This is a genomic window from Streptomyces sp. NPDC008238, from assembly GCF_042956445.1.
GTDB lineage: Bacteria > Actinomycetota > Actinomycetes > Streptomycetales > Streptomycetaceae > Actinacidiphila.
Genome location: NZ_JBIBGK010000003.1, coordinates 217059 through 240730, shown reverse-complemented (window position 1 = coordinate 240730; position 23672 = coordinate 217059). Strand labels below are relative to the sequence as shown.

Below are 23672 nucleotides of genomic sequence, written 5' to 3'. Positions count from 1 at the left end.
CATGCGATCGGTGCGGCGCGTCGGAGTGGAGCACGATTGGCAGAGGGCCGCCCTTCTCGCAGCGGGGCTCGGGCTGGGCGCCGTGGGTGGCTTCGTCGGCAGTTGGGTCCACGACAGAAACGAGGGTCAGACCTCATGGGGCGTCGGATCGTTCCGCTCACGCTGGACAACCTCCCGGATCTCCCCAACCGCTGCCGCGCGTGCGTCTTCTGGGAGCTCGATCCGGTGAGCGGGGAGGCCGCCGTCCAGGCCGGCAAGCCGGAGCTGGAGAAGGAGGCCTGGATCTCGGCGGTGCTGCTGGAGTGGGGGTCGTGCGGCCGGGTCGTATACGTGGACGAGGTGCCCGCCGGCTTCCTGCTCTACGCCCCACCCGCCTACGTGCCGCGCTCGACGGCCTTCCCCACGAGTCCCGTCTCCCCCGACGCCGTCCAGCTGATGACCGCCCGGATCCTCCCGGGCTTCCAGGGACAGGGACTGGGCCGGGTGCTGGTGCAGACGATGGCCAAGGACCTGGTGCGGCGGGGCTTCCGGGCGATCGAGGCCTTCGGTGACGCGCGCTGGGAGGAGCCCGCGTGCGTCCTGCCCGCCGAGCACCTGCTGGCCGTCGGCTTCAAGACGGTGCGGCCGCACCCGCGGTTCCCCCGGCTGAGGCTGGAGCTGCGTACGACGATCTCCTGGAAGGAGGACGTCGAGATGGCGATCGACCGGCTGCTCGGCGCCGTGCAGAAGGAACCGGCGCTGCGGCCCCTGTGAACGGACGAAGGGCCCGCCCCTCACGGGGCGGGCCCTTTCGCGTCCGTCTGCGGTGCTCAGCCGATGAAGTCCGCCAGGTCGCGCTCGATGGCGGCCTTCGGCTTGGCGCCGACGATGGTCTTCACGACCTCGCCGCCCTTGTAGACGTTGAGAGTCGGGATCGACATGACGCCGTACTTGGCGGCGGTGACCGGGTTCTCGTCGATGTTCAGCTTGACGATGGTGATCTGGTCGCCGTGCTCCGCGGCGATCGCCTCGAGCGACGGGGCGATCTGGCGGCACGGACCGCACCACTCGGCCCAGAAGTCGACGAGCACGGGCTTGTCGCTGGACAGGACCTCCTCGTCGAAGGTCGCATCGGTCACGGTCTTGGTGTTGCCGGCCACGCTGTCTCCTCGGTGTGTAGGACGGGTACTTGGTTGTGCTGCGCGGTCAGACGACCGCGGCGGCGGTCTGCTCGGGCTCGCGGGTCTGCTCGTTGCCGGCGTCGCTCAGGGCGGCGAGGTAGCGCTCGGCGTCCAGGGCGGCGGAACAGCCGGTGCCCGCGGCGGTGATCGCCTGGCGGTAGGTGTGGTCCACGACGTCACCCGCGGCGAAGACACCGGGGATCTTCGTACGGGTGGTGGGCGACTCGACCTTGAGGTAGCCCTCCTCGTCCAGGTCGAGGATTCCCTTGAACAGCTCGGTGCGGGGGTCGTGGCCGATCGCGATGAACAGGCCGGTGACCGGCAGTTCGGAGGTCTCGCCGGACTTGGTGTTCCGCAGGACCAGGCCGGAGAGCTTGCCCTCGCCGTTGATCTCGGCGACCTCGTTGTCCCAGACGAACGAGATCTTCGGGTCGGCGAAGGCGCGCTCCTGCATCGCCTTGGAGGCGCGGAGCGTGTCCCGGCGGTGGACCACCTTCACGCTCTTGGCGAAGCGCGAGAGGAAGGTCGCCTCCTCCAGGGCGGTGTCACCGCCGCCGATGACGGCGATCTGGTGGTCCTTGAAGAAGAAGCCGTCACAGGTGGCGCACCAGGAGACACCGCGCCCGGAGAGCTGGTCCTCGTTGGGGAGGCCGAGCTTGCGGTGCTGGGAACCGGTGGCGATGATGACGGCCCTCGCCCGGTGGACGGTGCCCGCGGAGTCGGTGACGGTCTTGATGTCACCCTCGAGGTCGACCTCGACGATGTCGTCCGGGATCAGCTCGGCACCGAAGCGCTCGGCCTGGGCCCGCATGTTGTCCATGAGGTCGGGGCCCATGATGCCGTCGCGGAAGCCGGGGAAGTTCTCGACGTCGGTCGTGGTCATGAGGGCGCCGCCGGCCGTGACCGCACCTTCGAAGACCAGGGGCTTGAGGGAGGCGCGGGCGGTGTAGAGCGCGGCTGTGTATCCCGCCGGCCCGGAACCGATGATGATCACGTTTCGGACGTCGCTCACGGGTTCTTCCTCGTCTCTGCTGTGCCGATTCGCCGGGTGCCTCGGCGGCGGGACCATTGTCATCCCGCCTAACGGATCCTACGGTCCGGGCATTCCCGTCGGCGTGGCTAGCGAGGGTATGTCTCCTCGCGGAGGAGGGTGCCCGTGGCGGGGGGCTGCGCTGTGGTGCACGAGGCGTCCACGACGTAGGCGTCGACCAGTGAGGGGTCGCCCTCGTGCGGGAGCACGACCAGATAGGAGTCCATGCCCTCGTACCTGCCCCGCTGGAGGGCGATCGGAGTCTCCGTGCGGTCGACGGCCCCCAGGACGCAGGGCGGCGCGGCACTGTCCATGCCGACCATCGGGGACTGCGCGGCGGGCTTGCTCTCGGGCTTCCTGCCCGCGCCGCTTGTCAGCAGATCGTGTACCTGCGCGCCGAGCGTGTCGGCGTCAGCCTTGGCGCCGGCGTCGGAGGCCGTCGACGACTCGAGGCCGGCGCTCCCCCCGGTGCTCCAGGTGGACTGCGCGAGGAAGCTTCCGAGGCCGACCACGGCGGCGACGGAGGCGGCGACGAGGACGCCCTTCACCCGGCGCCGACGGGATCCGGTGCCGGCGCGGCCGGGGCCGCTGGGGCCGGAGCCGCGACCGGAGGGCCGTCCACCGACCGGTGCCGATGTTTCACGTGAAACACGAGGCGGCTCCGCGGTCCCTGTTTCACGTGAAACATCGGCGGTGCTGGAGGCGAGCAGCGCCTCGGCGGCGAGCGCGGCGTCGATCCGGCCGGCGATGTCGGCGGGCATCCGGGGCGGTCCCGGGAGCGTGCCCAGCAGTCCGCGAATCTCGTCCAGGGAGGCCCGCACGTCGGCACAGAGCGTGCAGCCGTCGATGTGCCCGCGGACATCGGCCGAGCGCGCCGGCGGGAGGATGCCCTCGGTGAGTGCCGAGATCTCGGCGACCTCGGGGTGCTCGTCCGTACCCGTCGTCGACGTCATGGGTGTCCACCTCCGCCCTGTGTGAAGCCGTGGCCCGGCCGGGCCTCCGTCTCTGGGACGGATGCGTTCTCCGTCCGGTTCCTTGCCCCTGCCTGATCGCCGCTACTCCCCGGCGTGTCCCGCAGGTGGGAGAGCAGAGGCAGCAGCCGTGCCCTGCCCCGGGCGCATCTGCTCTTGACCGTCCCCGCCGGCACGTCGAGGACGGCGGCGGCCTCCGCAACGGGGTAGCCCTGCATGTCGACGAGGACCAGGGCTGCCCGCTGCTCCACGGGGAGCGTCGCGAGCGCCCGCAGCAGTTCCCGGTGCAGCTCGCCCCGCTCGGCGGGGGCCGCGGCGGACTCGTGCGGTTCGAGCAGCTCCTCGAACTGCTTCTCGTCCGTCATCGCGGCGGTGCGGCGCGAGGCCGCCTTGCGCGCCCGGTCCAGGCACGCGTTCACGGTGATGCGGTGCAGCCAGGTCGTGACGGCCGACTGCCCGCGGAAGGTGTGGGCGGCGCGGAAGGCGGAGACGAGTGCGTCCTGCACGGCGTCGGCGGCCTCCTCGCGGTCCCCCAGGGTCCGCAGCGCCACCGCCCAGAGCCGGTCCCGGTGCCGGCGGACGAGTTCCCCGAAGGCGTTCGGGTCCCCCGCGACATGGCGGGCGAGGAGGTCGCTGTCGCTGACCTCCCCGCCCGTACCCTGCGTGGCCACCATCCCCCTCCCCGCGGGGCTACTGCCCCTCGAACCTCACATCGGTGATGGCCTGCTTGAAGCCCGCCCCGCTGAAGTCGTCCGCGGGAGACTGCGGCATGGCCGTCAGCCAGACGAGGACGTACTGCGTCTCCACCGGCTGCTTCGCTGTGAGTTTCGCCGAACGGCCGGACGTCTCGACAGTCGCGATTTTCTTCATGCCCGAGAGGTCGGCGGACGACGACAGTGAATCCGCGGCGTACAGCTCGACCGTGGTGTGGTCGCCGCCGTAGTACAGGCTTATCGTCGCCGCGCTCAGTTTCTTCACGGCACCGAGGTCGTAGACGATGCCGACCCCCTTCTTGTAGGGGGCGAGCACCGGACCAGTGGTGAAGCTCCTGCTGCGCCAGTAGCTTCCGGTGTCCTTGTCGTAAGTGAGGTCCACCTGGTCGGTGTGCTGCGGGGTGCCGTCCGGGTAGTACTCGGCCGCCCCCTTCACGGGCAGCGGCTGCAGCGTCACCTGGTTCGCGCCGCCATTGTCGCTGCCCCCGTCGCTTCCCGTGGTGTGGGAGGTGGAGGTGCCACCGGACTTCGCCTGGTTCTCGCGGTCCATCAGCGTCTCCGCGAGCTGCCAGCTGCCGAGGCCGAGGGCGACGATGAGGAGGGCCGAGACGGACCACTTGAGGGCCTTGCCGGTGCGGCCGGGCAGGGCGGGCGGCGGCGTGGCGGAGAGGGCGCTCGTGGCGCCGGGGGACGCGGGGCCCGCCGGGGTCTGGCGGTAGGAGCCCTGCTGGTAGGTGGTGCGCGAGTAGGGCGTCATCGCCGGCTGCTCGGGCGGCCGGATCTTGGGGATCGCGGTGACCGCCTTGGACAGCTCCTCGGGCGTGGTGCAGGGCTCCGGCTCACGGGAAGCCGTCGCCCCGTCGTTGACCAGGGCGCGCATGGCGAGCTCCGACAGCCCGCGGTGGACGCCCGCCCGCACCTGGTCGGGCGCGACGAGGCCGACGTCCTTGGGGAGGCCGGTGAGCCCGTGGTCGTCCTCCGGGTACGGCCAGCGCTGGGTGAGCGAGGCGTACAGGAGGGCTCCGATGGCCTCGGTGTCCTCGCGCTGCGGACGCTCGGAGGAGATGCCGCGCAGCGCGGCGGCGACCGCCAGACCGCGGATGCGGTACTGCCCCGCCTCGGTGCGCAGGACGGCGTCGGGACCGAGCCGCAGGTGCGCCAGGCCCTCGCGGTGCGCGGCGGCCATGGCCTGGGAGATCTGGTTGACCATCTGGTAGGCCTCGTGCGGCTCCAGCGGGTCGGCGGTGATCAGGGTGGTGAGTTCCCGGGCGTCCGGGAGCCACTCGTGGATCACGTAGACGAGGTCGTCCTCCTCGACGGCGTCGAGGACCTGCACGAAGCGGGGGTCCCCGAGGAGGGCCGCGGAGCGGGCCGCCGCCAGTACGGAACGGGCCCGGTTGTGTTCGGCGGGCAGGATGTGGATACCCACGGCCCGGCGCAGCTTCTCGTCGACGGCCTTCCAGCTGCTGAAGCCGTCGGCACGGGTGAGGCAGTCCTCCAGGCGGTAGCGCGCGGCGAGCTTGTGGCCGCTGTGGAGCTCGGGCGGCTCGGAATTGGTCGGTGCTGTCTCCTCGGGGATGGTCTGCTGTGGCGCGTCCTGCTCTTCGCTCCGGTCCGTCGCCTCGTCGGCCGTGGCACTGTCCGCATGGGCGGCGAGCTGCTCGTCGCCGCTCTCGTTGGCCACTCCGACGGCAGCCGTGCTCCGTTCCGCCACCGTCGTTCCTGCCTCCCCATCCGTTGCAAGATCTGACTACACAGCCGAGGACAATTGTGCCAACAGTCCACCGCTATGCACGACACACGACGGCCCACGAAGGTTGCGCGGTGGGCGCCGTCAGCGGCCCAGCCGGCCCCTGACCATGCCGACCATGGCCGTCATCTCCTCGACGCGCATGCGCTTGGCGGCGACGAAGAAGATCCCGCCCAGCACGACGGCGCCGAGCAGCAGCGACAGCAACGATGCGGCAGCGCCGTGACCCAGCGAGTGCGAGACACCGTAGACGACGGCGCCGCCTCCCGCGGCGGCGGGGATGCACGCACCGAAGAGCCGCGCGTAGGTGCGCACCACGCGCTTGCCGTCGATGTCGCCGCCGAGGCGCCTGCGCAGCCGCTTGACCGCCACTCCGACGCCGATCGCGTAGGCCAGGCCGTAGCCGGCGGCCATGCCCACCACGGCCCAGCGGGCGGGCAGGACGAAGTAGCAGACGGCGGCGGCGACGGCGTTGCACGCGGCGACGATGACCGTGTTGTAGAAGGGGGTGCGGGTGTCCTCGTAGGCGTAGAAGCCGCGCAGGACGATGTACTGCACCGAGAAGGGGATCAGGCCCAGTCCGAAGGCCATCAGGACGAAGCCGATGTTCACCGCGCCGTCACCGGAGCTGCTGTAGAGCAGGGTCGCGATGGGGAGTCCGAGGGCGAGGAAGGCGAAGGCGGCGGGCACGATGGCCACGCCCGAGGTCCGCAGGCCGTAGGAGAGGTCGTCACGGACCGCGGCGGCGTCCCCGTCGGCGGCGGCGCGGGAGATCCGCGGGAGCACGGCCGTCATGACGGAGACGGTGATGATGGCCTGCGGCATCTGCCACAGGAGCAGCGCGTAGTTGAACGCGGTGATGCCGGTGCCCTCGTGGCCCGCCTTCTCGGCCGCCGCACCCGCCGCCGTGGCGAACTGGGTGAGGACGATCAGGCCGATCTGGTTGGCGAGCACGAAGAAGAAGGTCCACTTCGCGAGCTTCGCCGCGTGGCCGAGGCCGTGGCCGCGCCAGTCGAACCGCGGCCTGATCCGGAACCCGGCCTCGCGCAGGTAGGGGATCATCGCCAGGGCCTGCACGGCCAGGCCCAGCAGGGTGCCGAGGCCGAGCAGCCGGGCGCCCTCCGGGGTGATGGTCTGCGAGGTGACGCCGGTGCTGGTGAAGGAGCCGAAGGCCCAGATGAAGGCACCGAAGGTGGCGATGATGACGACGTTGTTGAGGACCGGGGTCCACATCATCGCGCCGAACCGGCCGCGGGCGTTCAGTACCTGCCCGAGCACCACGTGCAGACCCATGAAGAACATCGTCGGGATGCAGTAGCGGGCGAAGGTGACCGCGACCTCGAACCTGACCGGGTCGGAGGCGATGTCGTGGGACATCGCCCGGATGAGCAGCGGCGCGCCGAACACACAGAGGGCCGTGACGGCCGCCAGGCCGACGGCGACGAGGGTCAGCAGGCGGTTGGCGTAGGCCTCGCCGCCGTCCTCGTCGTTCTTCATGGCGCGGACGAGCTGCGGGACGAACACGGCGTTGATCGCGCCGCCGCCGACCAGGATGTAGATCATCGTGGGCAGGGTGTTGGCGACCTGGTAGCCGTCGTTCAGCGTGCCGACGCCGATCGCGGCGGCCATGACCAGGGTGCGCAGGAACCCGGTGACCCGGGAGACCAGGGTGCCGGCCGCCATGAGGGCGCTGGACTTGAGGATGCTGCCGGCCCGTCCCCCGGACTTCCCGGACACGGGCGCCGCGGCGGGCTCGGGCTCCGCGGGGGCCTCCTGGACCGGCTCGTCACGGAAGAGGTGGGCGTACTCGTCCGGCCGCGCGGGCGCACCGTCCTCGTCCGGCGCGTGGGAGACCAGCTCGTCGACGCCGACGTACCGGGTGTCGGCGTCGTCGGCGTACGGCATGCGGTACGGCTCCTGGTGGGCGTACGGCGGGCCGTAGGCGTGCGGCTGGGCCGGCGGGTGCGCGGTGCGGTCGTAGAGGGCCTCGCCCACCGGGTCCTGCACGGTCGGATCCTGCCGGCGGTAGGGATCGCGGGCGTAGGTGTCCTGCAGGTACGGGTCGGGCGCGGCAGGGTGCTGCCCGGGCTGCTCGGGGAACCGCTCCCCGGCTTCCCGTTCGCGCTCACCGTCGTACGGTGCGTTCATCTCTGCCCCACCTCATCGGCCATGGCTCGCTGGCTATCGGTCCACCTTCTCACCCGTCCCGGACGGGTCCGTACTTTCCGGGGAGGTGTCCGGGGCCAGGTCACCCGGCTGCTCCTCACGGTCGTCGTCCCGGCCACCCATGGTGCCCGTTCCGGCGTCGTCCCCGTCCTGCCCCGTCCCGTCGTCGCCGGCGGGCTCCGCGTCGTCCTCGGACGGGTCGCCGTCCTCGTCCTCGTCCCCGGTGGCCGCGCGGCGCTTGCGCTGGTGGTACATCCGGACGCCCGCCAGCACGAGCAGCAGGAGACCGGCGGCGATCACCAGCATGACGGTGGACGTGATGGAGGTGACATCCACCTGGAAGGTGATGGGAGCGCCGAACGTGGCGCCGTCCGGCGTGTAGAGCTGGGCCGTGATCGTGTTGAGGCCGTTGCGGGCCGCGGTGCCCTCGAACTTCAGGGAGCGGGTGTGGCCGCCCTCGACGGTCACGGGCTGCGGGGCGCCCGGGTCGAGGCTGTTGCCCTGGCTGGAGGACAGGCGCAGCTCCAGGCCCTGCACGGTCTGGCCGAGCTCGTTCTTCACGGTGACCGGGATGGTGCCGCTGCGGCCGGACAGCGTGAGCGTGCCCGTCTTGGGGAGCAGGTAGACCAGGCTCATCAGGTCGGAGAGGTAGTCGGAGATGGCCGTGCGGAAGGCTGCCGAGCTCCGGGGGGAGCCGCGCCACTCGGTGGACATCGAGCGCATGAGCGCGTTGCCGAAGGGGGTCCGCACCCGGTCGGGCTTGCTCAGCAGGGCCATGAAGTCGTCGAGCTCTTCCTGGGTCGCCTGGACCTGGCGGAAGGACGCGGTGCTCATCTCCTGCTTGCGCAGGCGCTTGGGATAGACGCCGGCGCCGGGCACCGAGCGGTTCGCCCGGGGGTCGGGGGTGGCCTTCGCCGCCGCGGAGAAGTCCGCGGTCTCGGCCCAGCCGCTGCCCGCGACCTCCGTGATCGCCTGGGCCATGGCCTGGGCCTGGGAGGCCTTGGCCATCCGCTGCGGGGCGACGACGACGCTGCGCTGCCGGTCGGGCGCCTGCATCGTGATCATCAGGGTCTGCGCCAGGTACTTCTGGACGGCGAGGGTCGAGGACCCGGCCGTCGTCATGTCGCCCTGGAAGGCCTTGGAGAGCCCGGAATCGGCGACGACCGCGGTGGTGCCCCCGCCGATGGGCCGCGCCGAGGTGGGGGTGTAGTTGAGGCTGCCGGGCTCGCCGAGGCTGTCGCTGCGGACGATCACCTTGTCCGCGCCGGCCGAGGTGGCCACGTCGACGATGGAGGGGTCGACGGCGCCCTCCACGGGCCAGGAGACGTCCGTGTCGGGGGTGACCATGCCGTTGAGGACGGTCTCGACGGTGGTCGTCGCGAGGTCGGTGGCGGTCTTGAGGTGGTTCAGGGTGCCGGGGACGTTCTTGCCGTGGTGCGCGATGGAGGCGATGTCGGGGTCGGCGAAGGGGAGCGCGACGACCTCGTCCCCGGCGACGGCCTCCTTGAGGCTGTTCAGCCAGCGCTTCGCGTTCTCGGTGCCGGTGCCGGACGTGGTGTGATCGAGATCACGGTCGGGTCCGGCGACCTGGTACCGGCGGGTCATCGCGTCCACGGTGGCGAGCAGGTCCGGATCGATGACCCAGGTGACGGGCAGGTCCCGGCCGAGGGTCACCAGCTGCTGCAGCCGTCCCCCGGGGGCCAGGTCCCCGGCGAGGTCGTCGTCGAGGAAGATCGGGCTCTGCTGGTCGTCGCTCTCGCTGCGCACGGCGAGGTGCGGGCGGTCGATCAGCGGCCACAGGAAGGTGTAGCGGGTGGGCTTGGCGTCCCCGTCCGGGTACCAGGGGAGGAAGGTCCGCTCGATGCCGAGGTACTCGTCGTAGCCGCGGTCCCTGGTCTGCCCGGTCAGCGAGACCCCGAGCTGGTAGACGCCGTCGCGGCCCAGGTCGAGGTCCTTGAGCGGCACCTTCAGCGTGAAGGTGCGGCTGATGCCGGCGGGCAGGTCGTCGACGGGCACGGTGTGCCCGGAGATCTCCACGCCGTCGGCGAGGGTGTGCGGCGCGCTCGTGGACACGCCGTTGATGGCGCTGCGGCTGTCCAGCGGGCCCTGAGGGGCGATCTCCACGCCGACGTGGGCGCCGCTCACGGCGTGCTTGCTCTTGTTGGTCACGGTGCCGGTCACCGTGAGGGTGTCGCCCTTCACAGGGGCGGAGGGGGACAGCGAGGTCAGCGACACGTCCACGGTGCGGCCGTCGGCGGTCTCCGCGTACGCCGCGGGGGCCGTACGGGCCTGGACCAGGCCGGCGAAGAGGGTGGCGCCCACGAGCAGCGCCGTGGCCCGGCGCAGCCTCGAACGGGCCGGAGTTCCTCCGGGGTGCTGTGCCGCCTCGCCCACGCGCTGGCCGTCCCTCGTCGTCTTCGGATGTGCGTCCTGGAATGGTAACGATGCTCGATGACCCAAAGTGCTGTGAGTGGGCCACAAGATCGATACAGTCCGGGGTCACGGAGGCGTCGGCATGATCGCGGGAGCCGGTAAACCGGTCCGCCGCGGGGCGCATGGGCACGTACCCTTTTCTGTTGTGCCGAATGCCAACAACGCCCCCCAGACCCTGAAGACCGCGCCCGTGATCGCGCCGGTTGCCGAGGAGCTCGGTCGCCGCTTCCAGGACGCCGGATTCCGGCTTGCCCTCGTCGGCGGCTCGGTCCGCGACACCCTGCTCGGCAGGCTCGGCAACGACCTCGACTTCACCACGGACGCCCGGCCCGACCAGGTGCTGAAGATCATCCGCGGGTGGGCGGAGGCCGTCTGGGAGGTGGGCATCGCCTTCGGCACGGTCGGGTGCCGCAAGGGCGGCTACCAGATCGAGGTGACCACGTACCGCTCCGAGGCCTACGACCGGACCTCGCGCAAGCCGGAGGTCTCCTACGGGCAGACGCTCGAGGAGGACCTGGTCCGCCGGGACTTCACCGTCAACGCGATGGCGGTCTCCCTGCCGGACGCCGAGTTCGTCGACCCCTACAGCGGGCTCGGCGACCTCGCGCAGCGGGTCCTGCGCACGCCCGGCACCCCTGAGGAGTCCTTCTCCGACGATCCGCTGCGGATGATGCGCGCCGCGCGGTTCGCGGCGCAGCTGGACTTCGAGGTGGCCCCCGAGGTCGTGACGGCGATGACGGAGATGGCGGAGCGCATCGAGATCGTCTCCGCCGAGCGCGTCCGGGACGAGCTCAGCAAGCTGATCCTCTCCGACCACCCCGGCAAGGGCCTGCAGCTGCTGGTGCAGACCGGCCTGGCCGCACGGGTCCTTCCGGAGCTGCCGGCGCTGCGCCTGGAGCGGGACGAGCACCACCGGCACAAGGACGTCTACGACCACACGCTGACCGTCCTGGACCAGGCGATGGCGCTGGAGACCGAGGGGCCGGATCTGGTGCTGCGCCTCGCGGCGCTGCTGCACGACATCGGCAAGCCGCGCACCCGGCGCTTCGAGTCCGACGGGCGGGTCTCCTTCCACCACCACGAGGTGGTCGGCGCCAAGATGACCAAGGGGCGGCTGACCAAGCTCAAGTACCCGAACGACATCGTCAAGGACGTCGCCCGGCTGGTGGAGCTGCACCTGCGCTTCCACGGTTACGGGACCGGCGAGTGGACGGACTCCGCCGTGCGCCGCTACGTCCGCGACGCCGGACCGCTGCTCGAGCGGCTGCACAAGCTGACCCGCTCCGACTGCACGACCCGGAACAAGCGCAAGGCCGCGGCCCTGGCGCGCACCTACGACGGGCTCGAGGAGCGGATCGCGCAGCTCAAGGAGCAGGAGGAGCTGGACGCGATCCGGCCGGACCTGGACGGCAACCGGATCATGGAGATCCTGGGCATCGCCCCGGGGCCCCAGGTCGGCAGGGCGTACGAGCACCTGCTGGAGCTGCGCCTGGAGAACGGCCCGCTGGGCGAGGAGGCGGCGGTGACGGCGCTGAAGGAGTGGTGGGCCGCTCAGGGCTGAGCGTCATCACGTCCGGACGCCGGGCGAACCGAGGGGGTCGTGTTTCACGTGAAACACGACCCCCTCGGTCGTAACGGCGTCCCCGTCACTTGGTGATGCTCTGCAGGCAGAGCACGACGTTGTTGAAGTCGGTGCCGGACTGCGTGTAGTAGACGTCCGACTCGGTGACGGCCTCACACTGCTTCTGGTCGCTCGAGTCGTCGAACTTCTTGACGATCTTGAACTGGGCGTCGCCGGAGGAGCATTCGACGTCCACGAGGTCCGGGCTCGTGTCGGTGCCCTTGTTGTGGAGGCACCCGCCGACCTTCGACGTCTCGGCGTCGGTCTTGTCGAACTGGGAGAACGCGAACCGCACTCCGATGATGACGATGATGGTGACGATCACGCCGAGGACGCGCTTGCCGATGTTCCTGCCGCGCCGCGGCGGGGCGGCCGGCGGCGGGAAGGCGCCGGGCTGGCCCTGTGGGGGCGGAAAGGCGCCGGGCTGGCCCTGCGGCGGCGGGTAGGCGGCGGGCTGACCCTGTGGGTCCGGGTTGTTGAAGTTCTGGGGCGGCGGAGTCGCCATGGTCGTTCCCCTCCCTGGGATGAACCTGTCAGTTGCTTGCGAACGCGCGAACGCTACTGGAGCGGTCGGACAGCCCATCCCCCGGGGCGGCTGTTTCACGTGAAACGGACGGACGCGGGGTGATCGTCGTGTTTCACGTGAAACGACGCGGAGTCCTCGCGGTGCCGATGGCCACCGAGGCGTAGACCGCGGAGAGCGCCAGGAGGAGTCCCGCGGAGCGGCCGTCGGGCGGGAGGACCAGTGCGCAGATGGCGGCCGCGCCGACGAAGGCGACGTTGAACAGCACGTCGTAGAGGGAGAAGATGCGCCCCCGGTAGGCGTCGTCGATCGAGGACTGGACCACCGTGTCGGTGGCGATCTTCGCCCCCTGGGTGGCCAGTCCCAAGACGAAGGCCGCAGCCAGCACCGGGGCCGGCTCGAAGGGGAGGCCCAGTCCGGGGAGCAGGACGGCGGCCGAACCCGCGCAGACGGTGATCCATCCGAAGGTGCCGAAGCGCCCTGTGGCCCACGGCGTGACGACGGCCGCTGTGAAGAAGCCGGCCCCCGACACGGCGACCGCCAAGCCGAGGAGCGCGAGTCCGTCCGCCGTGCCGTCGCCCGTACCGCCGGAGCCCGACCACGCGTAGCGGCAGAGCATCAGCACCGTCACGGTGAGCCCGCCGTAGCAGAAGCGCATCGCGGTCATCGCGGCCAGGGCGCGCGCCGCACGGGGCCGCCGGCGCAGGTGCCCCAGACCGTGCGCGAGGCCGCGGAAGGTGCTCAGCAGCGCCTCTGCCACCCGTGGCTGGACACGCGTCGGATCCGGCCCCAGCCGGTCGCGTCCCAAGGTGAGCGCGGTGAGCCCTGCACAGAGATAGAGGACGGCGCCCAGCACCACGACCAGGACGTCGGAGCGGGTGCCCTCGGCGACGGCCAGGTGCACCAGGAAGGCCGCTCCGCCGCCCACCGTGGCGGCGAGTGTGCCGGCGGTCGGGGAGAGCGCGTTCGCCATGACCAGGCGTTCCCCGTCGACGACGCGGGGCAGGGCGGCCGACAGTCCGGCGAGTACGAAGCGGTTGATGCCGGTGACCGACAGGGCGGACAGGTAGAACAGCCAGTCCGGGACGCGCAGCAGCATCAGCACGGCCGTGCCGACGGAGAGCACCGCCCGCAGCAGGTTGCAGTGGAGGAGGACCTGCCGGCGCCGCCAGCGGTCCAGCAGGACGCCCGTGAAGGGACCCACAAGGGAGTACGGCAGGAGCAGGACCGCCATCGCGGAGGCGATGGCGGCCGGCGAGGTCTGCTTCTCCGGGGAGAAGACGACGTAGGCCGCCAGCGCCACCTGGAAGACCCCGTCGGAGAGCTGGGACAGCAGCCGGACCGCCAGCAGCCGGCGGAAGTCCCGGAAACGCAGCAGCACACGGAGATCACGGACAACGGGCATGCGCACAGCCTCACATGACCGACAGGCCCCCGGGTGCGGTACCCGGGGGCCTGTGCGATCGCGTCGTACGACGAGTGGTGACGGGGGTTAAGCCGCTGCTCAGCGCTCGACCTCGCCGCGGATGAACTTCTCCACGTTCTCGCGGGCCTCGTCGTCGAAGTACTGCACCGGCGGGGACTTCATGAAGTACGAGGACGCCGACAGGATCGGGCCGCCGATGCCGCGGTCCTTGGCGATCTTCGCCGCGCGCAGCGCGTCGATGATGACACCCGCGGAGTTCGGGGAGTCCCAGACCTCGAGCTTGTACTCCAGGTTCAGCGGGACGTCGCCGAAGGCACGGCCCTCGAGGCGGACGTACGCCCACTTGCGGTCGTCCAGCCAGGCCACGTAGTCCGAGGGGCCGATGTGGACGTTCTTCTCACCCAGGTCGCGGTCGGGGATCTGGGAGGTGACGGCCTGCGTCTTGGAGATCTTCTTGGACTCCAGGCGCTCGCGCTCGAGCATGTTCTTGAAGTCCATGTTGCCGCCGACGTTCAGCTGCATGGTGCGCTCGACGACGACACCGCGGTCCTCGAAGAGCTTGGTCAGCACGCGGTGCGTGATGGTGGCGCCGACCTGCGACTTGATGTCGTCACCGACGATCGGCACACCGGCCTCGGTGAACTTGTCCGCCCACTCCTTGGTGCCGGCGATGAAGACCGGGAGGGCGTTGACGAAGGCGACCTTGGCGTCGATGGCGCACTGCGCGTAGAACTTCGCCGCGGCCTCCGAACCCACCGGGAGGTAGCAGACGAGCACGTCGACCTGGCGGTCCTTGAGGACCTGTACGACGTCGACCGGCTCCTCGGCGGACTCCTCGATGGTCTCGCGGTAGTACTTGCCGAGACCGTCCAGGGTGTGGCCGCGCTGGACGGTCACGCCCTTCTGCGGCACGTCGCAGATCTTGATGGTGTTGTTCTCGCTGGCGCCGATGGCGTCCGCGAGGTCGAGGCCGACCTTCTTCGCGTCCACGTCGAAGGCGGCGACGAACTCGACGTCACTCACGTGGTACTCGCCGAACTGCACGTGCATGAGGCCAGGCACCCGGCTGGCCGGGTCGGCGTCCTTGTAGTACTCGACGCCCTGTACCAGCGAAGCGGCGCAGTTTCCCACGCCAACGATGGCTACGCGAACCGAACCCATTCCGGTTGCTCCCTGTGTAATCGTCACGCGGGTCCCCGGCGCGTGCCGGGTCCGCCGTTTTCCTGTTGGTTGTCCTGCTCGGCATCGGCGGACGGAGCGGCCGGGGGCTGCTTGCCGCGCCCCGCCCGCTCGGTCTCGATCAGCTCGTTCAGCCAGCGGACCTCTCGCTCCACCGACTCCATGCCGTGCCGCTGCAGCTCGAGCGTGTAGTCGTCGAGCCGCTCACGGGTACGCGCGAGGGACGCGCGCATCTTCTCCAGGCGTTCCTCGAGGCGGCTGCGCCGCCCCTCGAGGACGCGCATCCGTACGTCCCTGGACGTCTGGCCGAAGAAGGCGAAACGAGCCGCGAAGTGCTCGTCCTCCCACGCGTCAGGCCCGGAGTGGGCGAGGAGCTCTTCGAAGTGCTCCTTGCCGGCCGCCGTCAACCGGTACACGATCTTGGCCCGTCGGCCGGCCAGCGGCGCGGCGAGCGGATCGGGTTCAGGGCCGGTCTCCTCGACCAGATAGCCCTGGGTGACCAGTGTCTTGAGGCAGGGGTAGAGGCTGCCGTAGCTGAACGCGCGGAACACACCGAGCGAGGTGTTGAGCCGCTTGCGCAGCTCGTAACCGTGCATCGGGGATTCGCGCAGCAGGCCCAGGACGGCGAACTCGAGGATGCCGGAGCGCTTGCTCATGCCCGCGTTCCCCTCCCGTCCGTTCTGTCGTCGCCTCTTATCTCGCCGTGATGTATCGGCTCGATACATCGGGACGATAGAACGAGTCCCCGGATACGGCAAGACGGCTCACGGTGACCGACGTCACATCACCAAATCCGTCCACCGTCAACCGTCCTTAATGTGATGAACATCTGGCTAGAACCTCTTTTGACCGTGCGTACTCTGTTCGCCATGCAGAGCACCGGGAACCGTGTGACGCCAGTGAGCGTCCTTGTCCCTGGTGCAGTGCGGCCATCGCACGCCGGGGGGACCGGAAAACCAACTGCCGCTTTCAGGCGATTCCGCCTGTCCTAGGAGTAGCTGTTCATGAGCGAGCACCGTCGCAAGCCGCCGCAGTCGCCCGGCGACGGCCGGGCAGCCGCCCGGCGCGGCGCGCAGCAGCAGCCCCCGCCGCCCGGCGGCCGGCGGGCCGCTGGGCCGCCGAGGCCGCAGCAGCCGTTCGGCGCGCACGGCACCGGTTCGGGGCAGGGCCACGGCCCGCGCCAGGGCACGGGACAGCCCCCCCGTCAGGGTGCGGGCACAGGCGCGGGGGGCCGCGCGAGCACCGGTGGCCGGGCCCGCGGGGCCGAGCCGCCCTACCAGGGGCGTGCCGCGGCACGCAGGGCCGCCCAGGAGGCACAGAAGGGTGGTCGTCGCAGGACGGCCACGGGGGGCGGCCGCGGAGGGGGGCAGCCCCCGAAGAAGCGCATCATCGACTACCCCCGCTGGGGCAGGGACGGATGGCGTCGCTGGATGCCGTCCTGGAAGCTCGCCTCCGGGTTGTGCCTGTTCTTCTTCGGCAGCATCGTCACCGTCGCCGGTGTCGGGTACGCCATGGTGGGCATCCCCAACGAGAACGACGCCGCCAAGTCGCAGAACAACGTCTACTACTGGGCGAACGGCGACCGCATGGTGGCGACCGGCACCGGTGCCAACCGGCAGAACGTGTCGCTCGCCGAGATCCCCAAGGCGATGCAGAACGCGGTCATCTCCGCGGAGAACAAGAGCTTCTACGACGACTCGGGCGTCGACCCCATGGGTGTCGCCCGCGCCCTGTTCAACATGGCGAGGGGCGGCCAGGCGCAGGGTGGTTCGACGATCACCCAGCAGTACGTCAAGAACACGTTCCTGAGCCAGGACCAGACGGTCACCCGTAAGTTCAAGGAACTGTTCATCTCGATAAAGGTGGGGACGAAGCTCGAGAAGGGCGAAATCCTCCAGGGCTACCTGAACACGTCGTACTACGGCCGCAGTGCCTACGGCATCCAGGCCGCGGCGCAGACCTACTACGGCCGTGACGCCTCCGAGCTCACGCCCAGCCAGTGCGCCTTCCTGGCTGCGCTGCTCAAGGGCCCGACGTACTACGACCCGGCCGGTGCCACCAGCATCGACAGCAGCGCGACGGCCAAGGCGAACCGGGAGCGCTCCGAGCGCCGCTGGAAGTGGATCCTCGGCGAGATGTACAAGGACGGTGCGCTCAAGAAGGACGAGTACACCGAGGCCGTCAGCAAGTACCCGGAGCCGCAGGGCCTGAAGGCCACCAAGGGCATGACCGGCCAGATCAGCTACCTGGTCGACACCGCCCAGAACTACGTGCTGGCGCACTCCGACATAAGCCGCGCGGAGCTCGACCGGGGCGGTTACGAGATCCGCACGACCTTCGACAAGAAGAAGGTCGACGCCCTGGAGAAGGCCGTGCGGAAGGTCGAGAAGGCCAACATCAATCCGAAGAAGGAGAAGGACAAGCACGTCCAGTTCGGCGCCGCTTCGGTGAAGCCCAACGACGGGGCGATCGTCGCCCTCTACGGCGGTGCGGGCTTCGAGAACAACCACTTCACGAACAACGCCGACACCAAGGGTGTCCCCGTCGGTTCGACGTGGAAGCCGTTCGTCCTGGCCGCCGCCATGGAGTACGGCACGTACCGCTCCGACGGCGAGGGCGTCTCGCCGCTGAGCGAGTACAACGGCAACGACCACATCAAGATCAAGAACCAGGACGGCACCTACGTCCTGAAGAAGGACAACACGCCCTTCTTCCAGGAGAACGAGAGCCCGTACCCCTGGGGCTACATCAGCCTGCGCAAGGCGATGGAGCAGTCCGTCAACTCGCCGTTCGTGCAGCTCGGCATGGACGTCGGCATGGACAAGGTGGCCGACGTCGCTGAGAAGTCGGGCATCCTGAAGACCACGATGGCCGACCGGAACGCGTCGTTCGCCCTCGGTACGTCCACCCCGAGCGCCATCCGCATGGCCGACGCCTACGCGACCTTCGCCGCCTCCGGCAAGCACGTGGACCCCTACTCGGTCGTGTCGGTGAAGAAGGACGGAGCCGAGGTCCCCGGCTTCGACAAGCCCAAGGTCACCCGGGTCATGCCGGCGGAGGTGGCCGACAACGTCACCGACGTCCTGGAGAACGTGATCCAGAACGGTACGGGTTTCCGCGCCAAGGAACTCGGCCGCAAGGCGGCCGGCAAGACCGGTACGACCGACAGCAACAAGTCGGCCTGGTTCGTGGGCTACACGCAGCAGCTGGCCACGTCCGTCGCGATGTTCCGTGAGGACCCCAAGACCCACGGACTGCTGTCCATGAACGGCACCGCGGGCGTCGAGTCCATCCACGGTGGTGACATCCCGACCGAGATCTGGACCGCCTACATGAAGGGCGCCGTGACGGGGCCCGACACCGGCTTCCCCGACGCCCCGAAGATCGGTGACATCCACGACGGGCCGGGCGCCCCGTCGGCGAGCCCCTCGGTCTCGGCCACCCCGACCGAGTCGGCGACGGCGACGCCGACCCCGACCATCTCGCGGCCGCAGGCCCCGCCGACCCCGACCGAGTCGGAGACGTGCAAGCCCTGGCAGTGGGATTGCCAGCAGGGCGGCGGTGGGAACGACGGCGGAACCTCCGACGGAGGGACCGGCGGGACACCATCGGGGACCCCGTCCTCCAGCAGCACCGGAAAGGGCAACGGGGGCAACGGCAACGGCGGGCTCCTGGGGTCCGGAGGCAACGGGGGCAATTGACCGCCCCGCGTTGCGCAGAGCAGTGGATCCGCGGCCGCGGAGGGTTTGTGCCCTCCGCGGCCGCGGCCGTCCGCGGGCGGACGGGCGGGCGCCGTGGGGATCCGACGCTCCGCACGCGCGGATGTAGGGCAGGATGTGGCCCATGACGATCGTGCGCGAAGACCCCCACCACGAGGCCTCGGAGGCCGAGGCGGTCGTGCCCCCCACCCGCGAGGACCCGGTCGCGGTGGCGGGGAGCGAGGTCATCGGCGGTCCGCTCGGCCGCTTCGCGGCCGTGGGGCGGCGGGGCTGGTGGAACCCCCTGCGTGTGGTCGTGCTCGTGGCGATCGGGATGTTCGCGCTCGGCATGGTCCAGAAGGTGCCGTGCTACGACAGCGGCTGGTTCTTCGGGGCGAACGCCCAGTACAGCCACGCCTGCTACTCCGACATCCCGCACCTGTACTACGGCCGGGGCTTCGCCGACGACCTGGTGCCCTACTTCGACCGCATCCCGGACACGGTCTCCGGCGGCATGGGCTACCTGGAGTACCCGGTCCTGACCGGGCTCTTCATGGAGGTCGCCTCCTGGCTGACCCCGCACGGCGGCACGATCCAGCACCGGGAGCAGGTCTACTGGCTGGTCAACGCCGGGATGCTGATGGTCTGCACGGCCGTCATCGCGGTCTGCGTGGCCCGTACCAACCGGCGCCGCCCCTGGGACGCGCTGCTGGTCGCGCTGGCGCCGGCGTTCGCGCTGACCGCGACCATCAACTGGGACCTCTTCGCGGTCGCCCTCGCGGCGGCCGGGATGATGCTGTGGTCGCGCAACCGTCCGCTGGCCGCGGGCATCCTGATCGGGCTGGCGACGGCCGCCAAGCTCTACCCCCTCCTGTTGCTCGGGCCGCTGTTCCTGCTGTGCCTGAGGGCCGGGAAGCTCAAGGCCTGGAGCGCGGCGCTGGGCGGTGCCGCGGGTGCCTGGGTCGTGGTGAACCTTCCGGTGATGCTGCTCGCCTGGGACGGCTGGGCGAAGTTCTACACCTTCAGCCAGGAGCGGGGCGTCGACTACGGCTCGGTCTGGCTGATCATCTCCCAGCAGACCGGCACGTCCCTCGACGGGGCGAACGCGTACGCGATCGCCCTCATGCTGCTGTTCTGCGCCGGCATGGCCGCGCTCACCCTGTACGCCCCGAGGCGCCCGCGCTTCGCGCAGCTGGCCTTCCTCGTCGTGGCCGCGTTCATCCTGACGAACAAGGTCTACTCGCCGCAGTACGTGCTGTGGCTGGTGCCGCTGGCGGCGCTCGCCCGGCCGCGCTGGCGGGACTTCCTGGTGTGGCAGGCCGCCGAGGTCATGTACTTCCTCGGGATCTGGTCGTACCTGGCGTACACGACGGGCGGCAACAGCAAGGGACTGCCGCAGGACGGCTACCACCTGGCCATCGCGGCGCACCTGATCGGGACGCTGTACCTGTGCGCGGTCGTCGTCCGCGACATCCTCTTCCCCGAGCGCGACGTGGTGCGCCAGGACGGCTCGGACGACCCCTCCGGGGGCGTGCTGGACGGCGCGGAGGACGTGTTCGTGCTGGGGAGGCCCTCGCACCGGCCGCGGCACGCCGCGCCGCTGCAGGGCGGCCCCGAGGACGGCCACGGCTACGGCGAGGCGCGCCCGGTGCAGTGGGGCGTGGACCCGGCGCCGCCGGCGCAGCCCCACTGACCCGGGGAGGGGCTCAGCGGTCGACGACGCGGTCGAACTGGGTCGTCGTGTGCCGCAGGTGCGCGACCAGCTCGTCGCCGACGGCCGGGGGCGCCACGTCGCCCGGCAGGAAGAGGATCGACACCTGCATGTGCGGGGGCTCGGCGAACCAGCGCTGCTTGCCGGCCCACACGAAGGGCGACAGGTTGCGGTTGATGGTGGCCAGACCGGCCCTCGCGACGCCCTTGGCGCGCGGCATGACGCCGTGCATGGCCTTGGGGGCCTCCAGGCCCACCCCGTGCGACGTACCGCCCGCCACGACGACCAGGTGGCCGTCCTCGGAGGCCTTGTTCTGGCGGTAGCCGAAGCGCTCGCCCTTGGCGATGCGGGTGACGTCCAGGACGGCGCCCCGGTACTCGGTCGCCTCGTGGTCGCCCAGCCACAGCCGGGTGCCGATCCGGGCGCGGAAGCGGGTCTGCGGGAACTGGTTGCGCAACTGGGTCAGCTCGCCCGCCTTCAGGTGGCTGACGAACATGGTGTGCAGCGGCAGCCGGGCCGCGCGCAGCCGCTCCATCCAGCCGAAGACCTCCTCCACCGCGTCGGAGCCGTCGGTGCGGTCCAGCGGCAGGTGGATGGCGAAGCCCTCCAGGCGCACGTCGTCTATGGCCGAGTGCAGCTTGACCAGGTCGTCCTCGCTGACGCCGTGGCGCTTCATGCTGCTCATGACCTCGATGACGACCCGGGCCCCGACCAGGCCGCGCACGCCCTCCACGGAGGAGACCGAGCGGATGGCGCGGTCCGGCAGCGGCACCGGCTCCTCGCCCAGCCGGTACGGGGTCAGCACCAGCAGGTCGCCGCCGAACCAGTCCTTGATCCGGGCGGCCTCGTACGTCGTGCCCACCGCGAGGATGTCCGAGCCGAGCCGGATCGCCTCCTCGGCCAGGCGCTCGTGGCCGAAGCCGTACCCGTTGCCCTTGCAGACGGGTACCAGCCCGGGGAACTGCTCCGCCTCGGACTGCTGGTGCGCACGCCAGCGCGCGGTGTCGACGTACAGGGTGAGCGCCATGGCCGGAACGGGGACCTTTCTGCGGTGTCTGCGGTCAGTCGGGCACGCGGGTCAGCGACGGGACATGTAGATGTCGAGCGCCTTGTGCAGCAGCTTGTTGAGCGGGAAGTCCCACTCGCCCAAGTATTCGGCAGCCTGCCCGCCCGTGCCCACCTTGAACTGGATGAGACCGAAGAGGTGGTCGCTCTCGTCCAGCGAGTCGCTGATGCCGCGCAGGTCGTACACGCTCGCGCCGAGGGCGTAGGCGTCCCGCAGCATCCGCCACTGCATGGCGTTGCTCGGCCGGACCTCGCGCTTGTGGTTGGCCGAGGCGCCGTACGAGTACCAGACGTGCCGGCCGACGACGAGCATCGTCGCGGCGGCGACCGCCTCGCCCTCGTGCTGCGCGAAGTACAGCCGCATGCGGTTGGGGTCCTCCGTGTTGAGGACCTGCCACATGCGCTGGAAGTAGGAAAGGGGCCGCGGGCGGAAGTGGTCGCGCTCGGCGGTGACCTCGTAGAGCTGCTGCCACACGGGGAGGTCGTCGTAGCCGCCCTGGACGACCTCGACGCCGGCCTTCTCGGCCTTCTTGATGTTGCGGCGCCACAGCTGGTTGAAGCCCTTCTGGACGTCGTCCAGGCTGCGGTTCTCCAGCGGGACCTGGAAGACGTAGCGGGGCTGCACGTCGCCGAAGCCGGCGCCGCCGTCCTCGCCCTGCTGCCAGCCCATGCGGCGCAGCCGGTCGGCCACCTCGAAGGCGCGGGGCTCGATGAACGTCGCCTCGACGTCGCGCAGGCGCTTGACGTCCGGGTCGGCGATGCCGGACTTGATGGCGGCCGCGTCCCAGCGGCGGATGACCACCGGCGGGCCCATCTTCACGGAGAACGCGCCCTGCTGCTTCAGGTGCGCCAGCATCGGGCGCAGCCACTCGTCCAGGTTGGGGGCGTACCAGTTGATGACCGGGCCCTCGGGGAGGTAGGCGAGGTAGCGCTTCACCTTGGGCAGCTGCCGGTAGAGCACCAGGCCGGCGCCGACCAGCTCACCGGTCTTGTCGTCGAACCAGCCGAGGCTCTCCGAGCGCCACTCGGTCTTGACGTCCGCCCAGGCGGGAACCTGGCAGTGGCTTGCCGAGGGCAGGCTCTGGATGTACGCCAGGTGCTGTTCCCGACTGATGGTCCTCAGGGTCAAGCTCATGCGGGGCGCTCCCCATCGCTGCGGCTACGGCATTGCTGACTGCATTACTGCGCCGAAGCCTACTGCGAACGGCGAACGCCCCCGCGGGGGCTGTGGACAACTCGGTCCGCGGCTTCGCCCGGCGGGTGCCGGGTGGGGACGGCCGGCTACACCACCCCGCCGAAGAGGCCACCGTGGGCCATGCCGATGTAGAAGCCGATCGCGGCCAGCCCCATCCCGATGATGAAGAGGAAGCGCTCGGCCGTGGTGGCGGAGCGGTACTGCCCGAAGGCGCCCACGAGGATGCCCGCCAGCCCCGCCCAGGAGCTGAGCAGGTGGAGGTGGTCCCAGAACGCCGCGATGGCCGCGGCCAGGCCGAGTACGAGCGTCACGACGGCCAGGGTGTTCTCGACCGGGTGGGGCCTGCCGTCGGAGTTGAGGGTGGAGAGGGCTCGCTGGTAGAGACGGCTGCCGGTGGTGGGTCGTACTGCCTGTGCCATGGGGAACCTCCGTGATGGAGAGGTGGCGCATCGTAGCGCCGGACACACCCGATGTGTACAGATTGCGGGCTTCCGGGGGCGGATTTCAACCGGAAGCCACGAGCCGGGTAGTGTGTACCGTCTGCACCGGTGTCTGTGCAGGTCCACACGAAGGTCCCACGGGGCCTGCGGGGAGTGATCCCCGGAACGCCCCGGGCGTTGTCGGTGGGCCGCGATACCGTTGCGACGCGATGCAAACCCTCCTGCCACGGAAACGCCGTGGCCGCTGAGTCCAAAGGAGGTGGGTTCCACATGCGTCACTACGAGGTGATGGTGATCCTCGACCCCGATCTCGAGGAGCGCGCTGTCTCCCCGCTGATCGAGAACTTCCTCGGCGTCGTCCGCAACGCGGGCGGCAAGGTCGAGAAGGTCGACACCTGGGGCCGTCGTCGTCTTTCCTACGAGATCAAGAAGAAGCCCGAGGGCATCTACTCGGTCATCGACCTCAACGCCACTCCTGAGGTCGTCAAGGAGCTCGACCGTCAGATGAACCTGAACGAGTCGGTTCTCCGGACCAAGGTCCTCCGTCCCGAGACCCACTGAGCCTGCGGGCTCAAGGCAGTCGGGAAACCG

At 70.3% G+C, this 23672-nt stretch carries 19 protein-coding genes; 5 read left to right on the top strand and 14 right to left on the bottom strand.

Translation table 11 applies throughout. The annotated features are described in order from the left end of the window. Positions 1–135: 135 nt before the first annotated feature. Entirely contained in the window at positions 136–753 is a 618-nt protein-coding gene (locus tag ACFZAU_RS09960) for a GNAT family N-acetyltransferase (RefSeq protein ID WP_499604632.1), read from the top strand. Between the two features lie 56 nt (positions 754–809). Here ACFZAU_RS09960 and trxA read toward each other — a convergent pair whose 3' ends face one another. The 7 genes from trxA to ACFZAU_RS09925 all read right to left on the bottom strand — a co-directional run bounded on the left by trxA (position 810) and on the right by ACFZAU_RS09925 (position 10184). Beyond that, on the bottom strand, positions 810–1139 hold the full coding sequence (gene trxA / locus ACFZAU_RS09955; protein ID WP_089225436.1) for a thioredoxin: 330 nt from the start codon (positions 1137–1139) through the stop codon (positions 810–812). A 46-nt stretch (positions 1140–1185) separates the two neighbouring features. Continuing rightward, positions 1186–2172, bottom strand: a complete 987-nt coding sequence (trxB, locus tag ACFZAU_RS09950) for a thioredoxin-disulfide reductase (protein WP_500551752.1) — start codon at positions 2170–2172, stop codon at positions 1186–1188. Positions 2173–2279: 107 nt separating this feature from the next. Next, positions 2280–3143 carry an RsmA family anti-sigma factor gene (locus ACFZAU_RS09945; RefSeq protein ID WP_500551751.1) on the bottom strand — a complete coding sequence of 288 codons (864 nt, stop codon included), beginning with the start codon at positions 3141–3143 and terminating at the stop codon, positions 2280–2282. Beyond that, a complete protein-coding gene (sigM, locus tag ACFZAU_RS09940) occupies positions 3140–3835 on the bottom strand; it encodes an RNA polymerase sigma factor SigM (protein ID WP_500551750.1) in 696 nt (231 codons plus the stop codon). Before sigM ends, ACFZAU_RS09945 begins: the two co-directional genes overlap by 4 nt. A gap of 16 nt (positions 3836–3851) precedes the next feature. Next, positions 3852–5588, bottom strand: coding sequence for a protein kinase family protein (locus ACFZAU_RS09935; protein ID WP_500551749.1), 1737 nt, complete (start codon positions 5586–5588; stop codon positions 3852–3854). A 120-nt stretch (positions 5589–5708) separates the two neighbouring features. Then, positions 5709–7772: a murein biosynthesis integral membrane protein MurJ gene (gene murJ, locus ACFZAU_RS09930; protein ID WP_500551748.1), complete on the bottom strand. Its 2064-nt coding sequence runs from the start codon at positions 7770–7772 to the stop codon at positions 5709–5711. 33 nt (positions 7773–7805) lie between these two features. Further along, complete coding sequence (locus tag ACFZAU_RS09925; RefSeq protein WP_500551747.1) at positions 7806–10184, bottom strand: DUF6049 family protein; 2379 nt, start codon at positions 10182–10184, stop codon at positions 7806–7808. 184 nt (positions 10185–10368) lie between these two features. Here ACFZAU_RS09925 and ACFZAU_RS09920 point away from each other — a divergent pair, with 184 nt between their 5' ends. Further along, positions 10369–11784 (top strand): CCA tRNA nucleotidyltransferase, encoded by a 1416-nt coding sequence (locus ACFZAU_RS09920; protein ID WP_500551746.1) that lies wholly within the window; start codon positions 10369–10371, stop codon positions 11782–11784. An 85-nt stretch (positions 11785–11869) separates the two neighbouring features. On the opposite strand, the gene ACFZAU_RS09915 is transcribed toward ACFZAU_RS09920, so the two are convergent. The 4 genes from ACFZAU_RS09915 to ACFZAU_RS09900 form a co-directional block, all read right to left on the bottom strand. After that, positions 11870–12349 carry an LppU/SCO3897 family protein gene (locus tag ACFZAU_RS09915; protein WP_500551745.1) on the bottom strand — a complete coding sequence of 160 codons (480 nt, stop codon included), beginning with the start codon at positions 12347–12349 and terminating at the stop codon, positions 11870–11872. Between the two features lie 133 nt (positions 12350–12482). After that, positions 12483–13772 (bottom strand): MFS transporter, encoded by a 1290-nt coding sequence (locus tag ACFZAU_RS09910; protein WP_500551744.1) that lies wholly within the window; start codon positions 13770–13772, stop codon positions 12483–12485. A 99-nt stretch (positions 13773–13871) separates the two neighbouring features. Beyond that, entirely contained in the window at positions 13872–14954 is a 1083-nt protein-coding gene (locus tag ACFZAU_RS09905; RefSeq protein WP_500551743.1) for an inositol-3-phosphate synthase, read from the bottom strand. A 23-nt stretch (positions 14955–14977) separates the two neighbouring features. Continuing rightward, positions 14978–15628, bottom strand: a complete 651-nt coding sequence (locus ACFZAU_RS09900; protein ID WP_018558161.1) for a PadR family transcriptional regulator — start codon at positions 15626–15628, stop codon at positions 14978–14980. A gap of 774 nt (positions 15629–16402) precedes the next feature. Here ACFZAU_RS09900 and ACFZAU_RS09895 point away from each other — a divergent pair. Together ACFZAU_RS09895 and ACFZAU_RS09890 are read left to right on the top strand one after the other, a co-directional pair. Next, positions 16403–18673, top strand: coding sequence for a transglycosylase domain-containing protein (locus tag ACFZAU_RS09895; RefSeq protein WP_500552073.1), 2271 nt, complete (start codon positions 16403–16405; stop codon positions 18671–18673). A gap of 142 nt (positions 18674–18815) precedes the next feature. Continuing rightward, a complete protein-coding gene (locus ACFZAU_RS09890) occupies positions 18816–20363 on the top strand; it encodes a glycosyltransferase family 87 protein (protein ID WP_500551742.1) in 1548 nt (515 codons plus the stop codon). Positions 20364–20376: 13 nt separating this feature from the next. Here the strand turns inward: ACFZAU_RS09890 and ACFZAU_RS09885 are convergent, their stop codons facing one another. The 3 genes from ACFZAU_RS09885 to ACFZAU_RS09875 form a co-directional block, all read right to left on the bottom strand. Next, the gene (locus ACFZAU_RS09885; protein WP_499604654.1) at positions 20377–21408 is read right to left on the bottom strand and encodes an alanine racemase; all 1032 of its coding nucleotides are present in this window, start codon (positions 21406–21408) and stop codon (positions 20377–20379) included. A 51-nt stretch (positions 21409–21459) separates the two neighbouring features. After that, positions 21460–22581, bottom strand: a complete 1122-nt coding sequence (locus ACFZAU_RS09880) for a lipid II:glycine glycyltransferase FemX (RefSeq protein WP_499604656.1) — start codon at positions 22579–22581, stop codon at positions 21460–21462. A 146-nt stretch (positions 22582–22727) separates the two neighbouring features. Then, the gene (locus ACFZAU_RS09875) at positions 22728–23060 is read right to left on the bottom strand and encodes a hypothetical protein (protein ID WP_500551741.1); all 333 of its coding nucleotides are present in this window, start codon (positions 23058–23060) and stop codon (positions 22728–22730) included. A gap of 291 nt (positions 23061–23351) precedes the next feature. Between ACFZAU_RS09875 and rpsF the strand changes: the two genes are divergently transcribed. Next, the gene (gene rpsF, locus ACFZAU_RS09870) at positions 23352–23642 is read left to right on the top strand and encodes a 30S ribosomal protein S6 (RefSeq protein ID WP_018558167.1); all 291 of its coding nucleotides are present in this window, start codon (positions 23352–23354) and stop codon (positions 23640–23642) included. Positions 23643–23672: the final 30 nt, after the last annotated feature.